A 21320-nucleotide genomic window follows, 5' to 3' on the forward strand; every position below is an offset into this window, starting at 1 on the left:
CTCATCCGGTCGACTGCGTGACCAGCCATCCACACGGCGAGGCGAGCTTGTCGGCCTCCGGCGGTCCCATGGATCCCCCCGGATACAGCTTGACGGCGGGCGGCCTGTTCAGCAACGGGTCGGCGACGTCCCAGACGTGGGCAAGCCCGTCCGGACGGGTGAAGAGTGACCGGTCGCCGTGCAGCACGTCCAGGATGAGGCGCGAATACGGTGCGAGAGCATGGCCGAGTGGCACCGTGTCGAGAGGCAGACTCAGGTGGCCCACCGACAGTTCGTCGTCGGGACCGGGCTCCTTGACCACCATCGACATGTCGATCTCGCCGTCCCCGGACAGATCGAAGGTCAGCACGGCGCCGTCCGGCGGGATGTCGGAAAGAGGGCCTTCCGGGCTCCGGAACACCAGGCTCACGCGTTGCTTCGCGACCCCCAGCATCTTGCCCGTCCGAAGCAGGAACGGCACACCCCGCCAGCGGTCGGTGTCGACCCACAACCGTGCGGCGACGAAAGTTTCCGTCTCCGAATCGTCGGCGACACCGTCGACGTCTCGGTATCCCTCGTACTGGCCGAGGACCACTTCGGCGGGGTCGAGCGGGCGGAACGCTCCGATCACCGATTCGCGTGCAGACTGGAGGTCGTCGGCGCCCAGGCTCAGGGGCGGCTCCATCGCGATCTCCGCAGCGACCTGGAACAGATGAGTCACGAGCATGTCGAGGACCGCACCGGTGGCGTCGTAGAAGCGGGCGCGGTCGTCGATGTCCAAGGTTTCGGGGACGTCGATCTGGACCTGTTCGACGTGTTCGCGGTTCCAGACTCCCTCGATCAGCCCGTTGGCAAATCGCAGAATGTGCAGATTCTGGGTGCTTTCCTTGCCGAGGAAATGGTCGATGCGATAGATCTGCTTCTCGTCGAGAACCTCGTGTACTGCGGCGTCGAGTTCACGGAAAGCGGATTGTGAGGTACCGAACGGCTTTTCGTAGACGACCCGGGAACCGCGCGCCAGGTCGTGCGCGCCGAGAGCTCGTGTGGTGTCGGCGAAGGTGCTCGGGGGAAGTGCCAGATAGTGGACGAGTTGAGCGTCGGGAACGCCGAGCGAATCCCGCGCGTCCTGCACGATGCTCGGTAGCGTCCCGGGGTCTTCGGGCGTGAAACCGCCACCGGCGAATCGCAGGCGCTGCGCGAAGTCGTCCCAGCCGTCGTCGGTGTGCCCGCCGCCGAATTGGGTGAGGGAGTCCCGCACGTGGGCCCGGAAGTGATCATCGGTGACGGTGCCCCGCACGGTGCCGATCAACATCCACCGAGAACCGAGAAGACCTGCACGTGCGAGCTGGAAGAAGGCCGGGAGCACCATCCGTTTGGACAGGTCCCCGGTGGCGCCAAAGAGCACGAAAATCGTGGGACCGAGCTGCGGTCTGTAAGGCATTGCTCCATCATGCGCCAACGGGAGTCGCCGCGCGTGCGATTCCCGGGTCGGCTCAGCGCTCAGACAGGAAGGACGGTCGTCGGGCTCGGCTCATCCGGTACGCCGGGCATACGAGCAGCGTGTTCGTGTATAGCTCAGTGCCGGAGGAGGTTTCGTGCCCTGCGCGAAAAATCGGTGCTACCGGGACGCGTCCGGCGGTACTTCGGGCAGACCCTCGCTGGCGCGAAGCTTCTCGGCCATCGTGGTAAGCAGATTCTGCGACTCCTCGGACAAGTCGAAGGCGCGGCTCGACAGTTTGCGTAGTCCGTAGCCCTGGAGCTGCGACAAGAGTTCAAGGTCGTGGTCGATCTTGGCTGCGTAGATGTCGTTGAAGAAATATTCGGGCTTCACCTTGAAGAAGCGGGCGAATGCCGCGACGGTCTCGTCCGAAGGATTGGTGCGCTGCCCGGAGCGGAGCTGCGAAATGTAGGGCTTCGAGATTTGATGCCCGTCGGCGATGAGCGCCGAAGCCACCTCTGCGTTGGTGTGCGGTTTACGTCCCGGAGGGTGGACCGTGTCGAAGAGCTTGTTCAACCGCGCAGCAAAATCTGCCATTGTGAGCCGCCGGGTCCTCTCTCGTGCGCGCGTCAGTCGTGTGAACGACACAGTACCATGATGATAACCGATTGATAACTCACAGCCGGAGGGGCGAAACGGTGCGCTTTCGCTCGCTGACGGCGTCATCCAGGTTTCAACGACGGTCGGCGCATCGCGCACTTCTCGCTGCTCAGCCGTTCGGACTCCGTGCAAGTCATACCGGCGCGTCTCTTGACGGTTCAATGGCCGAGCGTCCAGTTGGTCGTTCCCGCCGATGTGCCGGATCGGCCGCCCGGCCGCAAATGCTGATTGCTCTTTCAATCACTGGGAGTTTGCTGACGGCCTCGAGTTGCCGGCATGCGGCAGTGTGCGGGGCCTGTACTCGCAGTTCAGGGCCATTGTGTTGCGTTGTGCATTGCAACTACGACAGGTCGCTCGGCCGCGACGGCGCCGTGAACACTACTGCGAACGGGGAGTGTCTGCACCGCCCGACCGCCGTGCAGCGGCGCCAGAAGCCTTCCGGCGAGGCCTCCGCAGGACGGCCGATCATGGGGTCTGACTGGTTCGCTCGCCGGCAGCGGCTCTACCTCGGTGTCTTCGGCGACCGCCGGCGATGCCTGGCCAAACCGGAAGTCGTCGGGAATGATTGTGATATGGAACACAGAATGAGTGACGCCGAGCTTCGGAAGGCGATTCGAGTTCTGCGCGAGCGCGCCGACGATGCCCGGCACAGAGGACGGGAAGAAGACGCCAACGGAATCGAACGGACGATCCGGACATATCAGGAAGAAATGGCGCAGCGGTTGTGAAGTGGGCCGGCTCGGGGAGAGCCGGCTCAGCTCTGTCGCCACGCTGTCGAGGACCCGGGTGCTCCCGCCTCTCGGGCGTGCGCGCAAACGTTGTGCGTGCGTAGACTTCCAGCCGACACGGATCGGTGAGGACGGGGGCTCGCACGACAATGGCGATCACGACGCTGGACGGCAAGAAGTGCCTGATCACAGGTGCAGGTAGCGGGATCGGGCACGCCACGGCGTTGGCGGCCGCCGGGGAAGGCGCCGAACTCTTTCTCACCGACATCAATGAAGTCGGCTTGGCTCACACGGTGGAGCAGGTCGGCAATCAGGGCGGAACCGTGAGCTTCTCACGAGCGCTCGACGTGTCCGATTACGACGCGGTGACGGCGTTCGCAGCAGATATTCACGATCAATTCGGCAGCCTCGACGTCGTGATGAACGTCGCCGGTATCTCCGCGTGGGGCACGGTCGAGAACCTCGAGCACCGCCACTGGAAGTCGATGATCGACGTCAACCTGATGGGGCCGATCCACATCATCGAAAGCTTCGTCCCTCCGATGGTGCGGGCGGGGCGCGGTGGTCACCTTGTCAACGTGTCCTCTGCTGCGGGACTGCTGGCGCTGCCCTGGCATGCCGCTTACAGCGCAAGCAAATTCGGGCTCCGCGGGGTGTCCGAGGTTCTGCGATTCGACCTGAAGCGGCACGGTATCGGCGTCAGTCTCGTGGTTCCGGGTGCCGTGAAGACTCCGCTGGTGGGCACCGTCGAGATCGCCGGGGTGGATCGGAACGACCCGCGGATCGAGAAGGCGATCCACCGATTCGAGAAGCGAGCGGTCAGCCCGGAGAAGGTGGCGTCCTGCATCCTCACAGGAATCAAGAGAAACCGCTATCTGGTGTACACCTCGCCCGACATCCGGTTCGGATACTGGTGGGCCCGGAAGTTCTCGCCGCCGTACGACTTCGTGATGCAGAAGGCCAACGACCAGTTCAGCAAGTTCTTGTAGCGACTAGTTCTCGCGGCTGCTGCTCGGTGCCAGCACTGTGCCGTCCGTGAATCGAATACCGTCGGTGCAGCGACACTCCACCTGGCCGCCGCCGAACTGTTCGGCATGCAGTCTCGCGTAGAGGCCTTGACGGGCAAGGAGTTCGGCGTGGTTGCCGCGTTCCACCAGGCGACCCTCGTCGATCACGAAAATGACGTCGGCATGCTGAATCGTGGAGAGCCGGTGCGCGATCGCCAGGGTGGTCCGCCCGCGCATCACCTCGGCGAGTGCTCGCTGGACGAGCCGCTCGGACACGGTGTCGAGTGCCGAGGTCGCTTCGTCGAGAATGAGAACGCGCGGGTTCTTCAGCAGCACTCGTGCGATGGCCAGACGCTGCTTCTCGCCGCCGGAGAGCCGGAAGCCACGTTCGCCGACGAGCGTGTCGTAACCGTTGTCGAAAGCGAGAATGCGGTGGTGGATGTTGGCCGCGGTGGCCGCATCGTGCAGTTCGGCGTCGGTGGCATCCGGCTTGGCATACCGCAGGTTGTCCGCGATGGAGGCGTGGAACAGATACGGGTCCTGGGTGACCATCCCGACCGCGTCTGCAAGCGAACTCATGGTCAGGTCGCGTACGTCGTATCCGTCGACGAGGACGGCGCCGCGGTCCACTTCGTACAACCGCGGTACCAGGTAGCAGAGGGTCGTTTTGCCCGCGCCCGACGGTCCGACGAAGGCGGCGAGTTGACCCGGCTCGATCTCGAGAGAGGTGCCCGCCACCGCCCAGCGTCGAGGGCGGCGCGGCTCGATGACCTCCTCGTCGGCCACTACGGGGGTGCGGGTGGTCGGTGCCGAGAAGCCGCGCATCCCGCCGCCGACTCCGCCGCGTCCGAGGCTTCGCAGAGCCACGGGGTCCGGGTCGGCGGTGGCCAGGCGCACCGGAGTGGGGTAGGCGAAGTAGACGTCGTCGAGTTCCACCTTGCCCGGGGAGTCGGCGGGTAGCGCGACGGCGTCGGGACGATCGACGATCGCCGGCTGCAGGTCGAGATACTCGAAGATGCGGCGGAACAATGCCATCGAGGTCTGGACGTCCAGCGTGACCCGCATCAGTGACACCAGCGGCTGCAGCAGTCTGGCCTGCAGGGTCGAGAACGCGACGAGGGTCCCTGCCGAAATGGCCGGGCCGTACCCACCGCTGATCAGATAGCCGGCGAGCAGATACACGAGGGCCGGGGTGATGGCCATGAAGGCACCCACCACGGCGAAGAATCCCTGGCCTGCCATGGCCTGACGTACTTGGAGCTCGGTCTGCCGGGCGTTCTCCGCGCGGTAGCGCGCGAGTTCGGCCTGCGACTGGTTGAAGACCTTGGTCAGGAGAACACCGGAGACGCTCAGTGCTTCTTCGGTGATGGCGGTCATGTCCGACAGCGACTCCTGGGTTTTTCGGGCCAGCGCCCGCCGCCGTGCGCCGACGCGGCGCTGGAGGTAGACGAATCCGGGTAGCAGTGCCACGGCGAGAAGCGTCAACTGCCAGGACAACAACACCATCGCGATGAGGGATGCGGCGACGGTGACGGCGTTGGACAGGATGCTCGATGCCGTGGAGGTGAGCACGGAGCGGACCCCGCCGACGTCGTTGGCCAGTCGCGATTGGATCGACCCGGTCTTGGTGGAGGTGAAGAAGGCCAATTCCATCTTCTCGAGGTGCGCGAAGAGCCGCTCGCGCAGATCGGCCATCGACAGGTTGCCGACCTTGGTGGTGAGGTAGCTCTGGCCGACGCTGATGAGCGAGCTCACCAATGTCACCCCGATCATCGCGAGAACAAGCCACATCAGCAGCGTGAGATGGACGCCGCTGCCGTCGGTGGGAAACAGTGCGCGGTCGAAGACTGCCCTGGTGAGGAACGGTGGGACGACGCCGAGGAGTGACGACACGACGATCGCCGCGCCGACCAGGACCAGCCAACCCCGATAGGGCCGCAGCAGCGCCCAGATCCGGGGCAGCAGCGAGGACTCGGAGTCGGAGATCTCCGGGGAGGACGTCGGCGGGGCGGAGCGCATTCGTCCATCGTGCCCACCTGTCGCGATTCTGGCGAGGCATACGGGTGGGCTGCGCGCGAGGGCTGTATGGACTGCTGTCTCAGCCCGATTCAGTGACACCGAGCCGGGCCACCTGCGCGGCAAGGTACTGCTGCTCGGGGACGTTGGTGGTGCGCCGCGCCGCCGCACGGTAGTGCGCCGCCGCCGATCGAGTGTCCCCGGCCATGTCGAGGAGATGCGCGCGGACGGCATCGAGCCGGTAGTGCCCACGGAGTGGGCCGTCGAGCTCTTCGAGCATCGCCAGTCCGGTGGCCGGACCGTGCACCATGGCCGCAGCGACGGCGCGGTTCAATCGCACCATCGGATTGTCGGACATGCGCACGAGCAGTCCGTACAGTGCGACGATCTGGGCCCAGTCGGTGTCCTCGACGCGTTCCGCGTCGTCGTGGACGGCCGCGATTCCCGCCTGCAGCTGATACTGGCCCACTGCCCCTCCGGCCACCGCGTCCATCACCACCCGCTGGCCTTCGGCGATCAAGTCGCTGTTCCACAGGGTGCGATCCTGCTCGGTGAGCGGGATCAGCTCACCGTCCGGACCGGTGCGTGCCGGGCGGCGGGCATCGGTGAGCAGCATGAGCGCCAGCAGACCACCCACCTCGCCGTCGCCGGGCAGTATCGCGTGGACGGCGCGGGTGAGCCGGATCGCCTCCGAAGACAGCTCGGTGCGGTGCACATCGTTGCCGCTGCTGCTGGCGTAGCCCTCGTTGAAAACGAGGTAGAGCACGTGGAGGACCGAGCGCAGCCGCTCCGTCCATTCTTCTTCCGTCGGACGCCGGAAGGGGATGCCCGACGCGGTGATGCGTTGCTTCCCGCGGCTGATGCGTTGTGCCATGGTCGCTTCCGGGACCAGAAAGGCGTTCGCGATTTCGGCGGTGGTGAGTCCCCCGACGGCACGCAGGGTCAGCGCGATGGCCGACGCCGGCGTCAGCGCCGGGTGGCAGCACATGAAGAGCAATATCAGCGTGTCGTCGCTGTCGACGGTTTCTGCATCGGTCGGCGCCTGCCGGGCGACCGTGTGCTCCCTTGTACGTCGGGCGATCTCGCTGCGGATGGAATCGGTCATCTTGCGCGTGGCGGTCTGGATCAGCCAGCCGCGGGGGTTTTCGGGCACGCCGTCGCGCGGCCAATGCTGCGCTGCAGCGAGTAGCGCCTCCTGTACGGCATCCTCAGCAGCGTCGAAGTCGCCGGTACGCCGGACGAGCACACCGAGGACCTGCGGCGCGAGTTCGCGCAGCAGGTCCTCGAGTGCGGCTCCGATCTCCATCGTCGGGTGGTCTCAGAAGTCGGTGTCCGGCGCGCCCATCACCTGACGAACCTCGATCGGCTGCTGGATAGGGACGCCGTTCGGTCCGGGTGAGGCCGAGGCCTTCGCGGCGATCTCGAGTGCGCGGGTTTCGGACTCCACATCGATCAAGCGATATCCCGCAAGCAGTTCCTTGGTTTCGGGGAACGGGCCGTCCGTCACCACAGGAACGCTTCTGCCGTCGAATGTGACACGCTTCGCGACGTCAGGCCCGGCGAGGCCCTGCGCGTCGACCAATTCACCGTTGGCGGCGAGTTCGGCATTGAGGTCGTGCTGGAATTGGATATGGGCCTTGATGTCGGCCGGATCCCAATCGCTCATCGGCACCGTGCACCCGGGTCCGCCCTCGTAGTTCTGCAGCAGCATGAACTTCGGCATTGTTTTCTCCTCATCTCGTGGCGCCCATTCTGACGCCTTTCGCGAAGAGGACGGAGCACATTCCGGTTTCTCTACATCCAGCCGAAGTATTTCTGAAGAATCTTTTCAGCGGTGCCCGCCGTGCAGGCACTCGTCGAAGAGGGAGCGGACTTCCTCGACGTGCTTGTCCAGATCGGAGGTATCCCACCCGTCTGTGGGGACGGGTTCGAGCACGTCGACGTAGACGGTCCCGGAGTGTGCGACCAGCGAGTTGCGCCACATCAGCTCTCCGGCGTTGTGGATGACGATCGGCACGATCGGCACCCCTGCCGAGATCGCGAGATGGAACCCACCCTTCTTGAACTTGCCGAGACGAGGAGTGGGGGTGCGCGTGCCTTCGGGGGCGATGGCGATGGAGATGCCCGAGTGCAGCTTCTCCACCGCCGGTTGCAGCGCGGCCCTGGCCTTGGCGCTGTCCGACCGATCGATGTACGCGACGTCGAGCAGTGCACCGACGGGAAGAAATCGGGGGTCGCGTGCGGCTTCCTTCTTGGCGACACCGGTCACGTCGTGACGGATGACGCTGCCGACCACCAGCATGTCGAGTGAACTCTGGTGATTGAACATGAACACCGCCGGTCGTGCGGCTTCGGCGTTCTCCTTGCCACTCACCCGCAGCCCGATACCGCAGATCGCCAGGGCGATATCGGGGCCGAAGCTACCGACCAGGTTGGCGGCGGTCTGGCGGTTCCTCGTGACCAGACCGGCCGAGACACCGAACGCGGCGGCGCCCATCAGCGCGCCGATTGCCGTGGTGGTGCGCGCAATCGACACCGGGTCGTTGCCGCTCTGTGGTGGCCGCAGATTCACCGAAGGCCACCCGTTCTGCCGGGCGGTGGCCGCCAGCTTCCGATCCGGATTCAGGGCCACCGGATGACCCACCGACGTCAGCATCGGAAGGTCCTCGGCACCGTTGGAATACGCGAAGCTGCTTTTCAGGTCTGCGCCGTGCTGCTGCGCGTACGTGCGCACGGCCTCAGCTTTCGCCGGACCCCACAGCGGAGGGGACGCCAGCTGACCGGTGAGCATGCCGTCGAGGACTTCGGGCCGAGTACACAGGACGTCTTCGATGGCGAGGTCCTCGGCCACCGACTGCGCTTGGTACGGAGTAGCCGATGTGGCCATCACCACCTGGTGTCCCGCGTGCCGGTGCGCGGCGAGTAGCCCGCGGACCTCGGAGTAGATCATGCGGGCAATCTCCTGCCGGAAGAGACGCTGCCCCCATTCCTGCATTTCGTCCTCCATGCGCCCGGCCAGACTCTGCACGCCGATACGCATCAGGCCGCTCACATCGGCGCCCCGAAATCGGGTCTCCATGGCGGCCCCGGTGGTGCGCAACAGTTCTGCAACACTGATGTCGAAGCGCCGCAGACGATCCCGGTAGACCACACTGGCCGAATACCCACTGATGAGTGTCCCATCCAGGTCGAAGGCGGCAAGCGTTCCGGGTCCTGGCGGGGCGGCGGCGATGGCATCGTGGAGGCTGCGCAGATCAGTCATCTACTCACCCACCACCTGGTCGAGGGTGTCGTGAGCGAGGGTCCGGATGCGCAGGACCCGGTCGACCTGGGTGCGGATCTCGGCGTCGAACTCGATTCGCCGGGCCTCGAGATTCTCCGCACCCGGTTCGACGAGGCCCCGGTTGCGCGCCAATTTCAGTGCGGTCGTGAAGAGTTCGGCAGAGATCGACTCCCGGCTTCCGATCTGCTGGCGTAACCGGCGCTGCTCGGCCAGCGAAAGGCACTCGGTGATGAATGCTTTTTCGTCGAACTTTTCGTCGGTAGGCGTGCGTAACAGCTGATCGGAGACCACCGCATAGGCCTCGAGGAAGGGCTGCAGTACCCGGTGGGCCAAGTGGATCTGCGCTGTCGACAGCAGCTTCTCGGCATGCGCGGGGTCACGCATGTTCTCCCGCCACAGGGGGTCGATGATCTCGAGTTCGGTCCGGAGTTGGTCGCGGAAGGCGTCCTTGTCGCTGAAGAAGAACTCGAACTTCAGCAGGTCACGGATGCGCAGCGCCTCCTCCCACCCGTCCTCGAGCGGGTTTCCGAACGGCTGGTCCGCCGCGGCGCGCAGGACCATTTCCGCGATGGCTCTCATCACCAGGAAGTGAATGGTGTTGTTGCGGTAGAACGCTGCGACGAGGTGCTGGTCCCGCCCGAGGTAGAACACGCGCTCGCTGCCCCGGTCGAAACTGCGCAGCACACCGGAGTCGAGGTGGGTGCGCAGCGCCGTGCGAATGACCTCGGGGTTGGTGAGGTCGACATCGCCCGCCGTCGGTAGTCGCCGGACGGTGATGTAGTCGACGAGCGGTCCGAGGATGGCGCGTAGTTCAGGAACGGTGAGCGCACGGTCCTCGATACCCAGGAAGGCGAGCATCACCAGCGACGTGGCCGTCACCGGCGTCACTTCGTTGATGCGGTGCGACACCTCGAACGCGGTCTTCTGCACGGCCAGCCGCAGGTCGTCCTCGTGGCCGAGATACTCCGCCAGCGACATCGGTCTGCCGAAATTGACATGGGCCACCCCGTGCCGCTGCCCCTGGGCGCGCACATATCCGACGAGCCAGCGGAGTCCTTCCTTCGTCTTGGCCTCACCGTGGGCCTCGGCCGCCATCGCACCGACCTCGTACAGCTGGTCATAGGTGAGGGAGACCGGAATGAGGTAGACATCGGACATCCCACTGGACTGGAATGCCTTCGCCAAGTAGGTGAGGAGCCCGAAGCGGGGCGGCCGCAACTTTCCGGTACGGCTGCGCCCGCCCTCGATGTACCACTCGAGGTTGAACCGCTTGGTGAGCAGGTAGCGCATGTACTCGCGCAGCGACCACTTGTAGATTTCGTCGTCGTCGAACTTGCGTCGAATGAAGACGGTGCCACTGCGCTTGCTGATCGGTCCGATCGGCCAGAAGCTGACGTTCAATCCTCCCATCACGTGATTGAGGGGGAGGTCGTTCGCGAGGAGAGCGGGACGCAGCACCAGAGGATCGAGATAGGAGCGATGGCTGGGCAGGAACACCAGAGAGTATTCCTTGTTCAGCTCGCGGAGTTCGTCGAGGCGCGAGGTGTCGACGTCGAGGCGGTACGCACGCGAGAAGTAGCGGCCCAGTTGATCCCACAACGCGATCGCGCGTCGGCTCTGGGCGGCAACCATCTCGTCGAGGGCGCCCCGAGCGCGACGATCGACTTCCGCGGCGGGGAGGTCCAGGCGCGCAGCCAGTTCGTGGATGCCGGTGTGGAACCGGCTGGTGTCGGTCATCTCGTCGACCACGAACCGCGACACCTTGTATTGCGTTCCCAGCAAGGATCGTTCGGCACGCTCGAGGGTCAGTGCGGCCTGGCGGCGTACGAAATCTGGCAGCGATCCGCCACCCTTCTCGGCGAGCCGGCGGCGGAGATCGCTCAAGGGGGCCGGGGCACCTTCGATCACCTCGCAGCGGCCGGGTTCCCGGCGCAGGATCTTGCGCTGCATGCTCGGACCGGGATGAAGGGGATCACGCAGAAGCGACTCCCGCACCCGCTGCAGACCCTCGGGCTGATCGGTCCTCGGCCGCCACACCACCCGGAGCGGGACCAGAAGGGGATCGTCCTCGCGTCGGCACACGTCGGCGAATTCGGCACCCGAGACGCGGACGGCCTGCGGCGGACGCCCGTCGCTTCCGTCCTGGCGTTCCAGCCACGCGCGCAGGGTCGTCTCCTCGATGTCGCTCATCGATTCGATGAGGTAGACGCGTGGCCGTGTCGTCTGTTCGTCCATTCGTGTGGTCCTTTCGTTCATCCACGGCCGAGTTCGACGATGTCGTCGAGGCTCTCCTGTAGGCACATCATGAAACGGCCCGGTTCGGTCACCGCGGCGGTGTCGAGATTGACGCCGATGCAGCACGTGCCGACGTGCGAGACCAGTGTGGCCATGACGGCACAACCCGGTGCGGGACCGAAGGGGAACATCCTCTCGATCCGGGCTCCTGCGAGGTAGACCGGCACCGGTACACCGGCGACGTTGCTGGCCTGCAGGTCGAGACCGCTCGACTGGGAGAGATACCAATTTGCGAGCACCACCGTCGGCATCCGAACCAGAATCGGCGCCGCAGAGTCGAGGAGGCCGAGCGCCGGCTCCTGCCGTAAGCCGAGGACGATCGCGCGTACCTTCTTGATCCGCTCGATCGGGTCGACCTCACCGACGGGTCCCGCAAAGCGTGCTGCGGCGAATCGATTTCCCCCGGTCGGATCCGACGCCACCCGCAGGCTGACCGGCATGCCGACCGGGATGGTGTCGATGTCGTGGCCGAAGGACTCGTGGTAACGCCGGAATCCACCCAGCAGGGCAGCGATATAGGCGTCGTTGAGTGATCCTTCCGCTCGGTGCGCAGCCGACCTCAGCTCGTCGACGCCTACCTCGAGCACGCCGAACCAGCGGCCGAGGCCCCGGTCTCGCAACAATGGTGAGCCGGTGGCCGGGGGAGGAGTGACCACCCGGCGGATCGAATTGGCGTAACCGACGACGTCGGTGACCGTCCCGATCGGGTTCGTGACGGCGGTGATCGCCGTGCGGGTGGCGCCGCGTACCAGGCCACCGAGTCGACCCGGCGCCCGGCGAACGTTCCCGAGCGTCTGCTCGAAGAACGCACCGCCGCCCGACATCCGCTCCGGCAGGGGTGGTGGGCGGTCCGGTTTGTCCGGCGACGGCTCGGGACGTCTGCTGTGCAGCAGCGTCATCAACTGGATGCCGCCGAGACCGTCCGTGATGCTGTGATGCGTCTTCACCACGTAAATGGCGCGACCGTCGTCGAGCCCCTCGATCAGCATGGCGCTCCACGGCGGCCGGGCGCGATCGAAGGGTTCGGTGGCCATCCGACGGCACATCCGCAGGGCGTGGTCGAACGTCGCGGGTTCGGGTAACCGCACCCGGGTGAGGTGATAGTCGAGGTCGAATTCCGGGTCGACCGACCACATCGGGTTACCCAGCCGCAGCGTGGGCTCGACCACGCGCATCCGGATCCGGGGCACCATGTGCGAGGCCCACTCGTGCGCGCGCACCAACCGGTCCCAGTCCGGCGGTCCGTCGAGTACATCGACCGCGACGATCGGCGAACGCAGCTTCGGTTGTACCTCCTCCATCCGCCACATCCCGGTCTCGAAGTCGGACATCGTACGGTCCGCTCCCCAGGCGATGTCGGAGAAATCGACGTCGACGGCACTCGGTGGTATCAGCGGTTCGCCATCGGCCATGCCCACCCTCATTCGGTTGATCGAGTTGCCTCAACTGGTGCTTTTCCAGTGTGGACCCGACGCGTAGTTCACACCCCTGATTCGACGGATTGCCCCGGACTCGGCGGGCGACGCCTTCACACCCCTGCTCGACGAGTGCGCTTGTCGTAGGCTGCCGTCATGGCGAAACGCTTCGAATATTCGGAAGACATCGGGTACCCCGTGGACCGCGTCCACGCGACGCTGACCGACCCGGTGTTCTGGCGGCACCGGTTCGAAGAGGCACCCGAGAAGCTGACCCTGGACGAGAGTGGCGGGCCCGGAACCCTGACGGCGACGATGCGCGACAGCATCAGTGCCTCTTCGCTTCCCGGGCTGGTCCGCAAAGTGGTCTCGGGCGAGCTGAAGGTCGAACGCGCCGACGAATGGGGACCTCTCGACGGCAACCGGGCCGACGGACGGATTCGCGGCAGTTCCACCGGCATTCCGGTCCGCATCGAGTGTGCCTCGGTGCTCCGTGCGTCGGGGGAAGGCTCGGTGTTGGAGCTCATCGGGTCGGTCGAGGTGAAGATCCCCCTGGTTGGTGGTCAGATCGAATCACTCATCAAAAAGCTCGTCCGCGACATGGTGGGTCAGGACCGCGATGCCGTCGAGAAGTGGCTCGGCGACAGCTGACCACGTCCCTAGGGGCAGGTGTTCAGCTCGACGTCGAGCGTCCGCGCCCCGGGCCCTGCAGTACCGAGTCGATCGTGACTATTGACGATCGCGCAACTGCCCAGCGAGAGGCATCCGCACCCGATGCACCCCGTCAGGTTGTCGCGTAGGCGGACCAGTTGCTCGATTCGCTGATCCAGGTCTGCATGCCACCGCGTCGATAACCTCTCCCAGTCCTTGCGGGTCGGCGTCCGGCCCTCCGGCAGAGTGGCAAGGGCGTCCCGGATCTCGGCGAGGGGTATTCCCACCCGCTGGGCGATGCGAATGAACGCGACCCGCCGGAGCGTGTCCCGACGGTACCGCCGCTGGTTGCCGCTGGTGCGGCGACTACTGATGAGGCCTTCACGCTCGTAGAAGTGCAGAGCGGACACGGCCACACCGCTGCGCTCCGACAGCTGGCCGGGTGTGAGCTCCTTGGCCTTCCATTCGGGCATCTCCACATCGGGCACCTTTCACCAGGAATACCCGAACAATACTCGAGGTCAGTCGAGGTGGAGGTGACCGTGCAGGTGGTGGGTGAGTGGAGTGGGACCGTGCGCCATCCACAGGTCGTACGTGAGGTCGCCACCGCGCACCGACAGTTTCCTCCGCACACTGTGCACCGGCTTCGCATCCGGAGACGCGCACAGCGACAACATCGACAACTCGATGGTGCCCTCTCGAACCTGGCCCCGATGAATCTCGACGAAACCGGTGGGCTGGGCAAGGAGAAGTTCTGCCTCGTCCTCGGCGACGAGCCGCAGGAAACCGGACTCGGAATGCAACGGACGCCCGTCGTCGGCCGCCCACGTCCGGGACCGATACGCAAGGAACGGCTTACCGCTCGCCGTGAACTCGATCTCCTCGGTGTAGCCGAAGTCGTCGATCGTGGGATAGGCACCTTCGCCGGCTCCCACCCACCGTCCCGCGAACGGGGCCAAGGCAGGTGGCACAGCCGGTCCGGCAGCGGTCGCCGAAACCGGTGGACCGGCCGTCGCAGTTGATCGCCTCGACTCTTCCTCCATGAGTACCTCCGCCGTCTCACGCTACTCGCTCCGGCACGCTGTGACGTGTTCGGCGGCGGAGTGTTTGACGTGCCTACGGGGCCCGGCCGCATTACCGTCTAGGCATGAACGCGTCCGGTTCTGCGCCGTTGGGAGCGAACTCCGAAGTGGGGCAGCTTCGTGCCGTCCTTCTACACCGGCCCGGCGACGAACTGAAGCGGCTCACACCCCGCAACAACGACCAACTGCTCTTCGACGGGCTGCCCTGGGTCGACCGCGCGCAGGAAGAACACGATGCGTTCGCCGACGTGCTGCGCAGCCGCGGTGTCGAGGTACTGCTGTTGTCCGAACTGCTCACCGAAACCCTCGCCGCCAGTGGTGCGGCGCGCATGCAAGGGATCGGTGCTGCGGTGGATCCCCGCAAGCTCGGGCATACACTCGCCCAGGAACTGGCCGCCCACCTGCGCGGTGTGCCGGCCCAGGACCTGTCCACCATTCTCACCGCGGGCATGACCTTCGACGAACTACCGGTCGCGGCGAGCAGTGCGTCGCTGGTCCGGCGCATGCATCACGGCGGCGACTTCGTCATCGACCCGCTGCCCAATCTGCTGTTCACCCGGGACTCGTCGGTCTGGATCGGTCCGCGGGTGGCCATCACCTCGCTGGCGTTACCGGCGCGTGTGCGGGAAACGTCGCTCACTGACATCATCTACGCGCACCACCCGCGGTTCCGTGGCGCCCGGCGCGCCTACGAATCACACACCGCCCCCGTCGAAGGCGGCGACGTCCTGCTGCTCGCGCCCGGTGTCGTCGCCGTGGGGGTCGGGGAGCGCACCACCCCGGCCGGTGCGGAGGCACTCGCGCGCAGCGTATTCGAGGACGAGCTCGCCCATACGGTACTGGTGGTGCCGATCGCGCAGTCGAGGGCGTCGATGCATCTCGACACCGTCTGCACCATGGTGGACCACGACGCGGTCGTGATGTACCCCGTCATCCAGGACACGTTGTCGGCGTTCACCATTCACCGCGAGGACAAGGGCGTGTCCATCCGGGGGGCCGACCCCTTCCTGTTTGCTGCCGCCGACGCCATGGGCATCGGGAAGTTGCGGGTCATCGATACCGGACTCGACAACGTCACCGCAGAACGCGAACAGTGGGACGACGGAAACAACACCCTCGCGCTCGCCCCCGGCGTCGTCGTCGCCTACGAGCGCAACGCCGAGACCAACGCCCGCCTCGAAGCGTCGGGCATCGAGGTGCTGCGGATCGCCGGCTCCGAACTGGGGTCGGGCCGCGGTGGGCCGCGCTGCATGTCCTGTCCCGTGTCCCGCGACCCGCTGTAGGCCCTCCGGGCCCGTGCGCCTTTTTGGTAGTCCCAGCAACCAGAAAGGCTCACGGGCGCGCAGCGCCTACAGGATCTCGGTGACCTTCGTGGCCGGGCGAGCCAGGACAGTGCCCTTGTCCGTCACGACGATCGGACGCTCGATGAGGATGGGATGCTCTGTCATGGCATCGAGCAGTTCGTCCTCCGACGCCTGAGCCAGCGACAACTCCTTGTAGATCGCTTCCTTCTTCCTGATCGCCTCGCTCGGCTTCAGCCCGGCGTCGTCGAGCAGCTTGCGCAAACCGTCCCGTGTGGGCGGCGTCTCGAGGTACTTCACGACGGTGGGTTCAATGCCGGCGTCCCGGATCAGTCCCAGGACGGTGCGGGAGGTGTTGCAGCGTTGGTTGTGGTAGATCGTCGCGGTGTTCGCCATGCAGAACATTCTGCACCCGGGAACAAATGAGCCGGTACCGTGCGCTGCACTGTGCATCAATAAATACAGTGCGTCAATAAACACTGTGCGTCAGTGGAACAGTCGCATACGTGGATCAGTCGACGACAGAGGGAGATCGACCATGGCCGAGCACTCGAACAGCACACCACGCCGCATCGTCATCGCGGGTGGGCACGGGAAGATCGCCCGCCACCTGACCAAGCTGCTGACCGCGAGAGGAGACCGCGCGGTGGCCCTGATCCGCAATCCGGATCACGAACACGCCGTGGCAGCGCTGGGCGCCGAGCCGGTGGTCATCGACCTCGAAAACTCGACGGTCGACGACGTCGCGAAGGTTCTGCTCGGCGCGGACGCTGCCGTGTTCGCGGCCGGCGCCGGCCCGGGCAGCGGAGCGGAGCGCAAGGACACCGTCGACCGCGGCGCCGCGGTGCTGCTCGCCGAAGCCGCCGAGAAGGCCGGGGTACGCCGGTTCGTTCAGGTCAGCTCGTTCGGTGCCGGTGAGCCGATCCCGGAGGGCACCGACGACGTGTTCGCCGCCTACCTCGTCGCCAAGACCTCGGCCGAAGAAGATCTACGGGCGCGCACCTACCTGGACTGGACGATCCTGCGGCCCGGTGGGTTGACCGACGACGAACCGACGGGGCACGTCACCCTCGCCGCCCCACCGCTCGAACGTGGCACCGTGCCGCGTGCCGATGTCGCGGCCGTGGTTGTGGCGCTTCTCGACGATCCGAGTACTGCGAGGAAGACCCTCATGCTGACGTCCGGGCCGACCCCGGTCGAGGACGCTGTCGCGGCGCTGTGACCGGTGGCGTTCGCCGCCAGCCATTGCGGCGCCGTGCCCTCCCTACTACGGTCTGATACAACGCCTGGAACAACGGAGGTGGCGGCGGCCGTGCACATCGACATCGATCCGGATTCGTCGACCGCCCCGTTCGACCAGTTGCGGCTACAGATCATCGAGCAGGTGCGCACCGGTCGGCTGATCGCCGGCACGAAGATCCCGACAGTCCGCGCTCTGGCCGTCGAGGTAGGGCTGGCCCCGAATACCGTTGCGAAGGCGTACCGCGAACTCGGTGAGCAGGGTGTGATCGAAAGCCGGGGCAAGCAGGGCACCTTCATCGCAGGCGGTGGCGACCCGATCCGTGTCGGTGCCGAGAAGGCGGCCACCCGATATGTGCAGGAACTGCGCAAGCTGGGCGTCTCCGACGACGAAATCCTCGACTTCGTGCAGTCGGCTCTCCGCGGCGCCGGTTGAGCTGGCTTCATCCAGAAGAAGCGATTCCAGAAAGGGGAACACTCGGTATGGCCTCCGCACTGTTCCGTGACCTCGCGATCCTGATCGCACGCATCGGTCTGGGCGTCGTTTTCGTCGCGCACGGCTGGCAGAAGTTCTTCGAATACGGGGTGAACGCGACGCAGGAGTCGTTCGCCGACATGGGAGTACCACTTCCCGACATCTCGGCGATAGCGGCAGCGACGATCGAACTTGCGGGCGGATTCGCGCTCATCGTGGGATTGGCCACACCGGTGGCCGGATTTCTTCTGTTCCTCGACATGCTCGGTGCGCTGATCCTCGTGCACGCCGACAAGGGTGTCTTCGTTTCGGAGGGCGGTTACGAACTCGTGGTGGCATTAGGTGTGGGCTCGCTGCTTCTCGCCGTCATCGGCGCCGGGCGCCTCGGTATCGACGGCCTGATCGGACGGGGTTCGGGATGGGGCAAAGCCGCGGTGTGACTGCACGCGCACGCCGGCTCTCGTTCAGGGGTCGGCGCGCACCCCAGCTTGCATTTACTTCCGTCAGTGACCAACGTAGTTGTTCATGGCAATGAATACTGATCTGCCGGATCACCCATCCGAGTCTCCGAATGTGCTTGCATCCGGTGGGCTGAAGCGGATCGGTGTTCGCACCGACTACGTCGTGTTTTCCGTCGCTGCCGCGGCGGTGGCGCTGATCGTCGTGTGGGGTCTCGCGGCCCCCGACAATCTCGATTCGACCACCGGTAAGGCCCTTTCGTGGTTGGTCACCGATCTCGGATGGCTGTTCGTTCTGTCGGCGTCCGGTTTCGTGCTCTTCTCGTTGTGGCTCGCATTCAGCCGGTTCGGTCACATTCCGCTCGGCAAGGACGGCGAGAAGCCGGAGTTTCGGACGGTCAGCTGGATCGCGATGATGTTCAGCGCGGGCATGGGTATCGGGCTGATGTTCTTCGGTGTCGCCGAGCCGCTCGCGCACTATGTCACGCCGCCCCCCGGCAGCGACGGTGGAATCGGAACCGCGATGGCTACCACCATGTTTCATTGGAGCCTGCACCCCTGGGCGATGTACGCCGTGGTCGGCCTGTCGATCGCGTACGGTTCGTACCGCAAGGGTCGCAAGCAGCTGTTCAGCTCGGCGTTCATACCTCTGCTCGGTCGGCGCGCGGAAGGTCCGATCGGCAAGTTCATCGATGTGCTCGCGATCTTCGCGACACTGTTCGGTACCGCTGCCTCGCTGGGTCTGGGGGCCCTTCAGATCGGCTCCGGTTTTCAGGTCGTCGGGTGGATGTCGGAGGTGAGCACCTTCCTGCTCGTCGCGATTGTCGCACTGCTGACTTTGGCGTTCGTCGCCTCCGCAGTGTCGGGTGTCGCGAAGGGTATCCAGTGGCTGTCCAACACCAACATGGTGCTTGCCGTCGTGCTGGCGCTGTTCGTGTTCGTGGTGGGTCCGACGGTCCTGATCCTGAACCTGCTGCCGACGACGATCGGTGCCTACGCTGCCGAACTGGCGCAGATGTCGGCGCGAACCGGGGCGTCCTCCGATCCCTCGACCGGTGAGTGGTTGTCGTCGTGGACCATCTTCTACTGGGCGTGGTGGATTTCGTGGACCCCGTTCGTCGGCATGTTCCTGGCACGCATCAGCCGCGGCCGGACCATTCGCCAGTTCGTTTTCGGAGTCATTCTGGTTCCGAGTGTGGTCAGCCTCGTCTGGTTCGCCATCTTCGGCGGCGCGGGTATCGGTGAGCAGCGCGACGGTATCGACCTCGCCGGGCAGGACACCCAGGAAGGGCAGCTGTTCGGGATGCTCGACCACCTGCCGCTCACCGGCATCACCACCGTTCTGGTGATGGTGCTCGTCGCCATCTTCTTCGTGTCCGGCGCGGATGCCGCATCGATGGTGATGGGTACCCTCTCGCAGCGCGGTTCGCTCGATCCGCAGCGCTGGGTGGTCGTTTTCTGGGGTTCGCTGACCGGTGGGGTGGCTGCCCTGATCCTGTGGACCGGTGGTGATACCGCCCTCGACGGACTGCAGACGATGACGATCATCGCGGCCGCACCGTTCGTGATCGTGATGATCGGTCTGTGCGTGTCGCTGTACAAGGATCTCTCGCGCGACCCGATCGTGGTCGACGCCAGGGAGATGCGGCGGGAACTCCGGAAAGCGGTGGCGAAGCGACGCCGCTCGCCCAGTTCCGTGAAGAACCGACGCGGGGGTTCCGGTTCAGCGCCAGCTGGGTAGCCAGAGCTGGTTTTGCCACATCTCGGGTGTGATCGGCAAACCGGTGAGGATGGGCCACAGCCAGATGAAGTTGGCCACCACCAGTCCCACGTAGAGGCAGACGGCGAGGAGACCGGTGCCGCGTCGTTCGTAGGACGACGTGGCCCTGCCGAGGATGTCGCCGAGGACGAGGGCGATACCCATCACCATGAACGGCGCAAGGGCGACTGCGTAGAAGTAGTACATCTGGCGGTCGAGGGTGGTGAGCCACGGGAGGAATGCGGCGCCGTAGCCGGTGAGCACGGTGGCATATCGCCAGTCCTTGCGCACCACTGCTTGCCACAGCGCCCAGGCGAGCATCGGCCCCGCGAGCCACCACATCGCGGGCGTGCCGACGAGCATGACCGCCTTGACGCAGCTGGACGCGCTGCATCCGGACACGTGGCCGCCCTCGGCGAAGTAGTAGAGCATCGGGCGAAGACCCATCGGCCACGTCCACGGTTTCGACTCCCACGGGTGATGGTTGCCCGCGGAGTTGGTGAGACCTTCGTGGAATTGGAGGACGTTGCCGCTGTAATACCACAGCGACCGCAGCGCGGACGGGAGGAACGACCAGGTTCCACCGGTTCCGATCTCGTTGCCCACTGCGTGCCGATCGACCCCGGTCTCGCTCGCGAACCATGCCCAATAACTGCCGAGATAGACGAACAGCGGGACGACGACGAGCGCATACAGTGCAGGGCCGACGTCGCGGAGAGCGGCGCCGAACCAGGGCCGCTGCACTCCGTAGGTCCGTCGGGCCGCCACATCGAACAACACGCTGAGCAACCCGAAGAAGACGATGAAGTAGACGCCCGACCACTTGGTTCCGCACGCCAGGCCCAACATGATTCCGGCACCGAAACGCCACCACCGGACACCCAGACGCGGCCCCCACTCGCTGTCGCCGATCCGCCCTTCGTCGTACACGCGGGCCATTCGCTCGCGGACCTGGTCGCGGTCCACGACGAGGCAACCGAGGGCGGCAACGGCAAACAGGGCCAGGAAGATGTCGAGCATGCCGAGGCGGGAGGACACGAAGGTGACACCGTCCGCGACGAGCAGGATGCCCGCGAGACCGCCGAGGAGTGTGGACCGGCTCAGTCGCCTGACGATGCGAATGACGAGCAGCACCAGGATCGTGCCCGCCACCGCCGACGCAAACCGCCACCCCCAGCCGTTGTAGCCGAAGATCGCCTCGCCCATCGCGATCAGTTGTTTCCCGATTGGCGGATGCACCACCAGGCCATACCCGGGGTTGTCTTCTATCCAGCCGCCGGTGAGAACCTGCCAGCCCTGTGGCGCGTAATGCTTCTCGTCGAACACGGGTGTGCCCGCGTCCGTGGGGTATCCCAGCATGGTGAACCGGGTGATCGCCGCGATCGCCGTGACGAACAGGGTCACCACCCAGCCGCGGGCACGGTCCACGGGACCGAAGCTGCGGGGAGGGGTGAGGGGTGCCGGGCTGACCACCGCCGAGTGTCGTGCGGAGGGCGTCGGTCGCTCGTCCGTCAACATCGTCACGCGGCAATCG

General features: G+C 65.6%; 20 protein-coding genes. 8 read left to right on the plus strand and 12 right to left on the minus strand.

The window, feature by feature from the left end:
• Position 1 precedes the first annotated feature (1 nt).
• Together L1080_RS02495 and L1080_RS02500 are read right to left on the minus strand one after the other, a co-directional pair.
• Positions 2 to 1420 (minus strand): glucose-6-phosphate dehydrogenase, encoded by a 1419-nt coding sequence (locus tag L1080_RS02495; protein WP_250771752.1) that lies wholly within the window; start codon positions 1418 to 1420, stop codon positions 2 to 4.
• Between the two features lie 177 nt (positions 1421 to 1597).
• Positions 1598 to 2014 (minus strand): helix-turn-helix domain-containing protein, encoded by a 417-nt coding sequence (locus L1080_RS02500; RefSeq protein ID WP_109332570.1) that lies wholly within the window; start codon positions 2012 to 2014, stop codon positions 1598 to 1600.
• Positions 2015 to 2661: 647 nt separating this feature from the next.
• Between L1080_RS02500 and L1080_RS02505 the strand changes: the two genes are divergently transcribed.
• Positions 2662 to 2805, plus strand: coding sequence for a hypothetical protein (locus L1080_RS02505; RefSeq protein ID WP_201453670.1), 144 nt, complete (start codon positions 2662 to 2664; stop codon positions 2803 to 2805).
• Positions 2806 to 2954: 149 nt separating this feature from the next.
• The gene (locus tag L1080_RS02510) at positions 2955 to 3794 is read left to right on the plus strand and encodes an SDR family oxidoreductase (protein WP_250771749.1); all 840 of its coding nucleotides are present in this window, start codon (positions 2955 to 2957) and stop codon (positions 3792 to 3794) included.
• 3 nt (positions 3795 to 3797) lie between these two features.
• On the opposite strand, the gene L1080_RS02515 is transcribed toward L1080_RS02510, so the two are convergent.
• From L1080_RS02515 to L1080_RS02540, 6 genes are all read right to left on the minus strand, one after another.
• Complete coding sequence (locus tag L1080_RS02515) at positions 3798 to 5831, minus strand: ABC transporter ATP-binding protein (protein ID WP_250771745.1); 2034 nt, start codon at positions 5829 to 5831, stop codon at positions 3798 to 3800.
• 79 nt (positions 5832 to 5910) lie between these two features.
• The gene (locus tag L1080_RS02520) at positions 5911 to 7134 is read right to left on the minus strand and encodes an RNA polymerase sigma factor (RefSeq protein ID WP_250771741.1); all 1224 of its coding nucleotides are present in this window, start codon (positions 7132 to 7134) and stop codon (positions 5911 to 5913) included.
• Positions 7135 to 7146: 12 nt separating this feature from the next.
• Entirely contained in the window at positions 7147 to 7551 is a 405-nt protein-coding gene (locus L1080_RS02525) for a YciI family protein (protein ID WP_159925025.1), read from the minus strand.
• A 105-nt stretch (positions 7552 to 7656) separates the two neighbouring features.
• On the minus strand, positions 7657 to 9090 hold the full coding sequence (locus L1080_RS02530) for an HAD-IB family hydrolase (RefSeq protein WP_250771736.1): 1434 nt from the start codon (positions 9088 to 9090) through the stop codon (positions 7657 to 7659).
• Entirely contained in the window at positions 9091 to 11346 is a 2256-nt protein-coding gene (locus tag L1080_RS02535; protein ID WP_250771732.1) for a glycerol-3-phosphate 1-O-acyltransferase, read from the minus strand.
• A 17-nt stretch (positions 11347 to 11363) separates the two neighbouring features.
• Complete coding sequence (locus tag L1080_RS02540; RefSeq protein ID WP_250771728.1) at positions 11364 to 12818, minus strand: wax ester/triacylglycerol synthase domain-containing protein; 1455 nt, start codon at positions 12816 to 12818, stop codon at positions 11364 to 11366.
• Between the two features lie 159 nt (positions 12819 to 12977).
• On the opposite strand from L1080_RS02540, the gene L1080_RS02545 reads away from it, so the two are divergent.
• Positions 12978 to 13472: a DUF2505 domain-containing protein gene (locus L1080_RS02545; RefSeq protein ID WP_250771724.1), complete on the plus strand. Its 495-nt coding sequence runs from the start codon at positions 12978 to 12980 to the stop codon at positions 13470 to 13472.
• An 8-nt stretch (positions 13473 to 13480) separates the two neighbouring features.
• Here L1080_RS02545 and soxR read toward each other — a convergent pair whose 3' ends face one another.
• Together soxR and L1080_RS02555 are read right to left on the minus strand one after the other, a co-directional pair.
• Positions 13481 to 13951 (minus strand): redox-sensitive transcriptional activator SoxR, encoded by a 471-nt coding sequence (gene soxR / locus L1080_RS02550; RefSeq protein WP_109332532.1) that lies wholly within the window; start codon positions 13949 to 13951, stop codon positions 13481 to 13483.
• A 42-nt stretch (positions 13952 to 13993) separates the two neighbouring features.
• Positions 13994 to 14515, minus strand: a complete 522-nt coding sequence (locus tag L1080_RS02555; RefSeq protein ID WP_159925030.1) for a heme-binding beta-barrel domain-containing protein — start codon at positions 14513 to 14515, stop codon at positions 13994 to 13996.
• Positions 14516 to 14619: 104 nt separating this feature from the next.
• Here L1080_RS02555 and arcA point away from each other — a divergent pair, with 104 nt between their 5' ends.
• On the plus strand, positions 14620 to 15837 hold the full coding sequence (gene arcA, locus L1080_RS02560) for an arginine deiminase (RefSeq protein ID WP_159925031.1): 1218 nt from the start codon (positions 14620 to 14622) through the stop codon (positions 15835 to 15837).
• A 66-nt stretch (positions 15838 to 15903) separates the two neighbouring features.
• Here arcA and arsC read toward each other — a convergent pair whose 3' ends face one another.
• Positions 15904 to 16251 (minus strand): arsenate reductase (glutaredoxin), encoded by a 348-nt coding sequence (gene arsC, locus L1080_RS02565; RefSeq protein WP_374433972.1) that lies wholly within the window; start codon positions 16249 to 16251, stop codon positions 15904 to 15906.
• A gap of 142 nt (positions 16252 to 16393) precedes the next feature.
• Here arsC and L1080_RS02570 point away from each other — a divergent pair, with 142 nt between their 5' ends.
• The 4 genes from L1080_RS02570 (at position 16394) to L1080_RS02585 (ending at position 19768) form a co-directional block, all read left to right on the plus strand.
• On the plus strand, positions 16394 to 17077 hold the full coding sequence (locus L1080_RS02570; RefSeq protein WP_213576866.1) for an NAD(P)H-binding protein: 684 nt from the start codon (positions 16394 to 16396) through the stop codon (positions 17075 to 17077).
• A gap of 78 nt (positions 17078 to 17155) precedes the next feature.
• Complete coding sequence (locus L1080_RS02575) at positions 17156 to 17530, plus strand: GntR family transcriptional regulator (protein WP_159925034.1); 375 nt, start codon at positions 17156 to 17158, stop codon at positions 17528 to 17530.
• 47 nt (positions 17531 to 17577) lie between these two features.
• On the plus strand, positions 17578 to 18009 hold the full coding sequence (locus tag L1080_RS02580) for a DoxX family protein (protein WP_159925036.1): 432 nt from the start codon (positions 17578 to 17580) through the stop codon (positions 18007 to 18009).
• An 85-nt stretch (positions 18010 to 18094) separates the two neighbouring features.
• Positions 18095 to 19768: a BCCT family transporter gene (locus tag L1080_RS02585; protein WP_250771722.1), complete on the plus strand. Its 1674-nt coding sequence runs from the start codon at positions 18095 to 18097 to the stop codon at positions 19766 to 19768.
• Here the strand turns inward: L1080_RS02585 and L1080_RS02590 are convergent.
• On the minus strand, positions 19751 to 21304 hold the full coding sequence (locus L1080_RS02590; protein WP_250772060.1) for a dolichyl-phosphate-mannose--protein mannosyltransferase: 1554 nt from the start codon (positions 21302 to 21304) through the stop codon (positions 19751 to 19753). The genes L1080_RS02585 and L1080_RS02590 overlap by 18 nt on opposite strands.
• Positions 21305 to 21320: the final 16 nt, after the last annotated feature.

Source organism: Rhodococcus sp. MSC1_016, assembly GCF_023667485.2.
Lineage (GTDB): Bacteria > Actinomycetota > Actinomycetes > Mycobacteriales > Mycobacteriaceae > Rhodococcus_F > Rhodococcus_F oxybenzonivorans.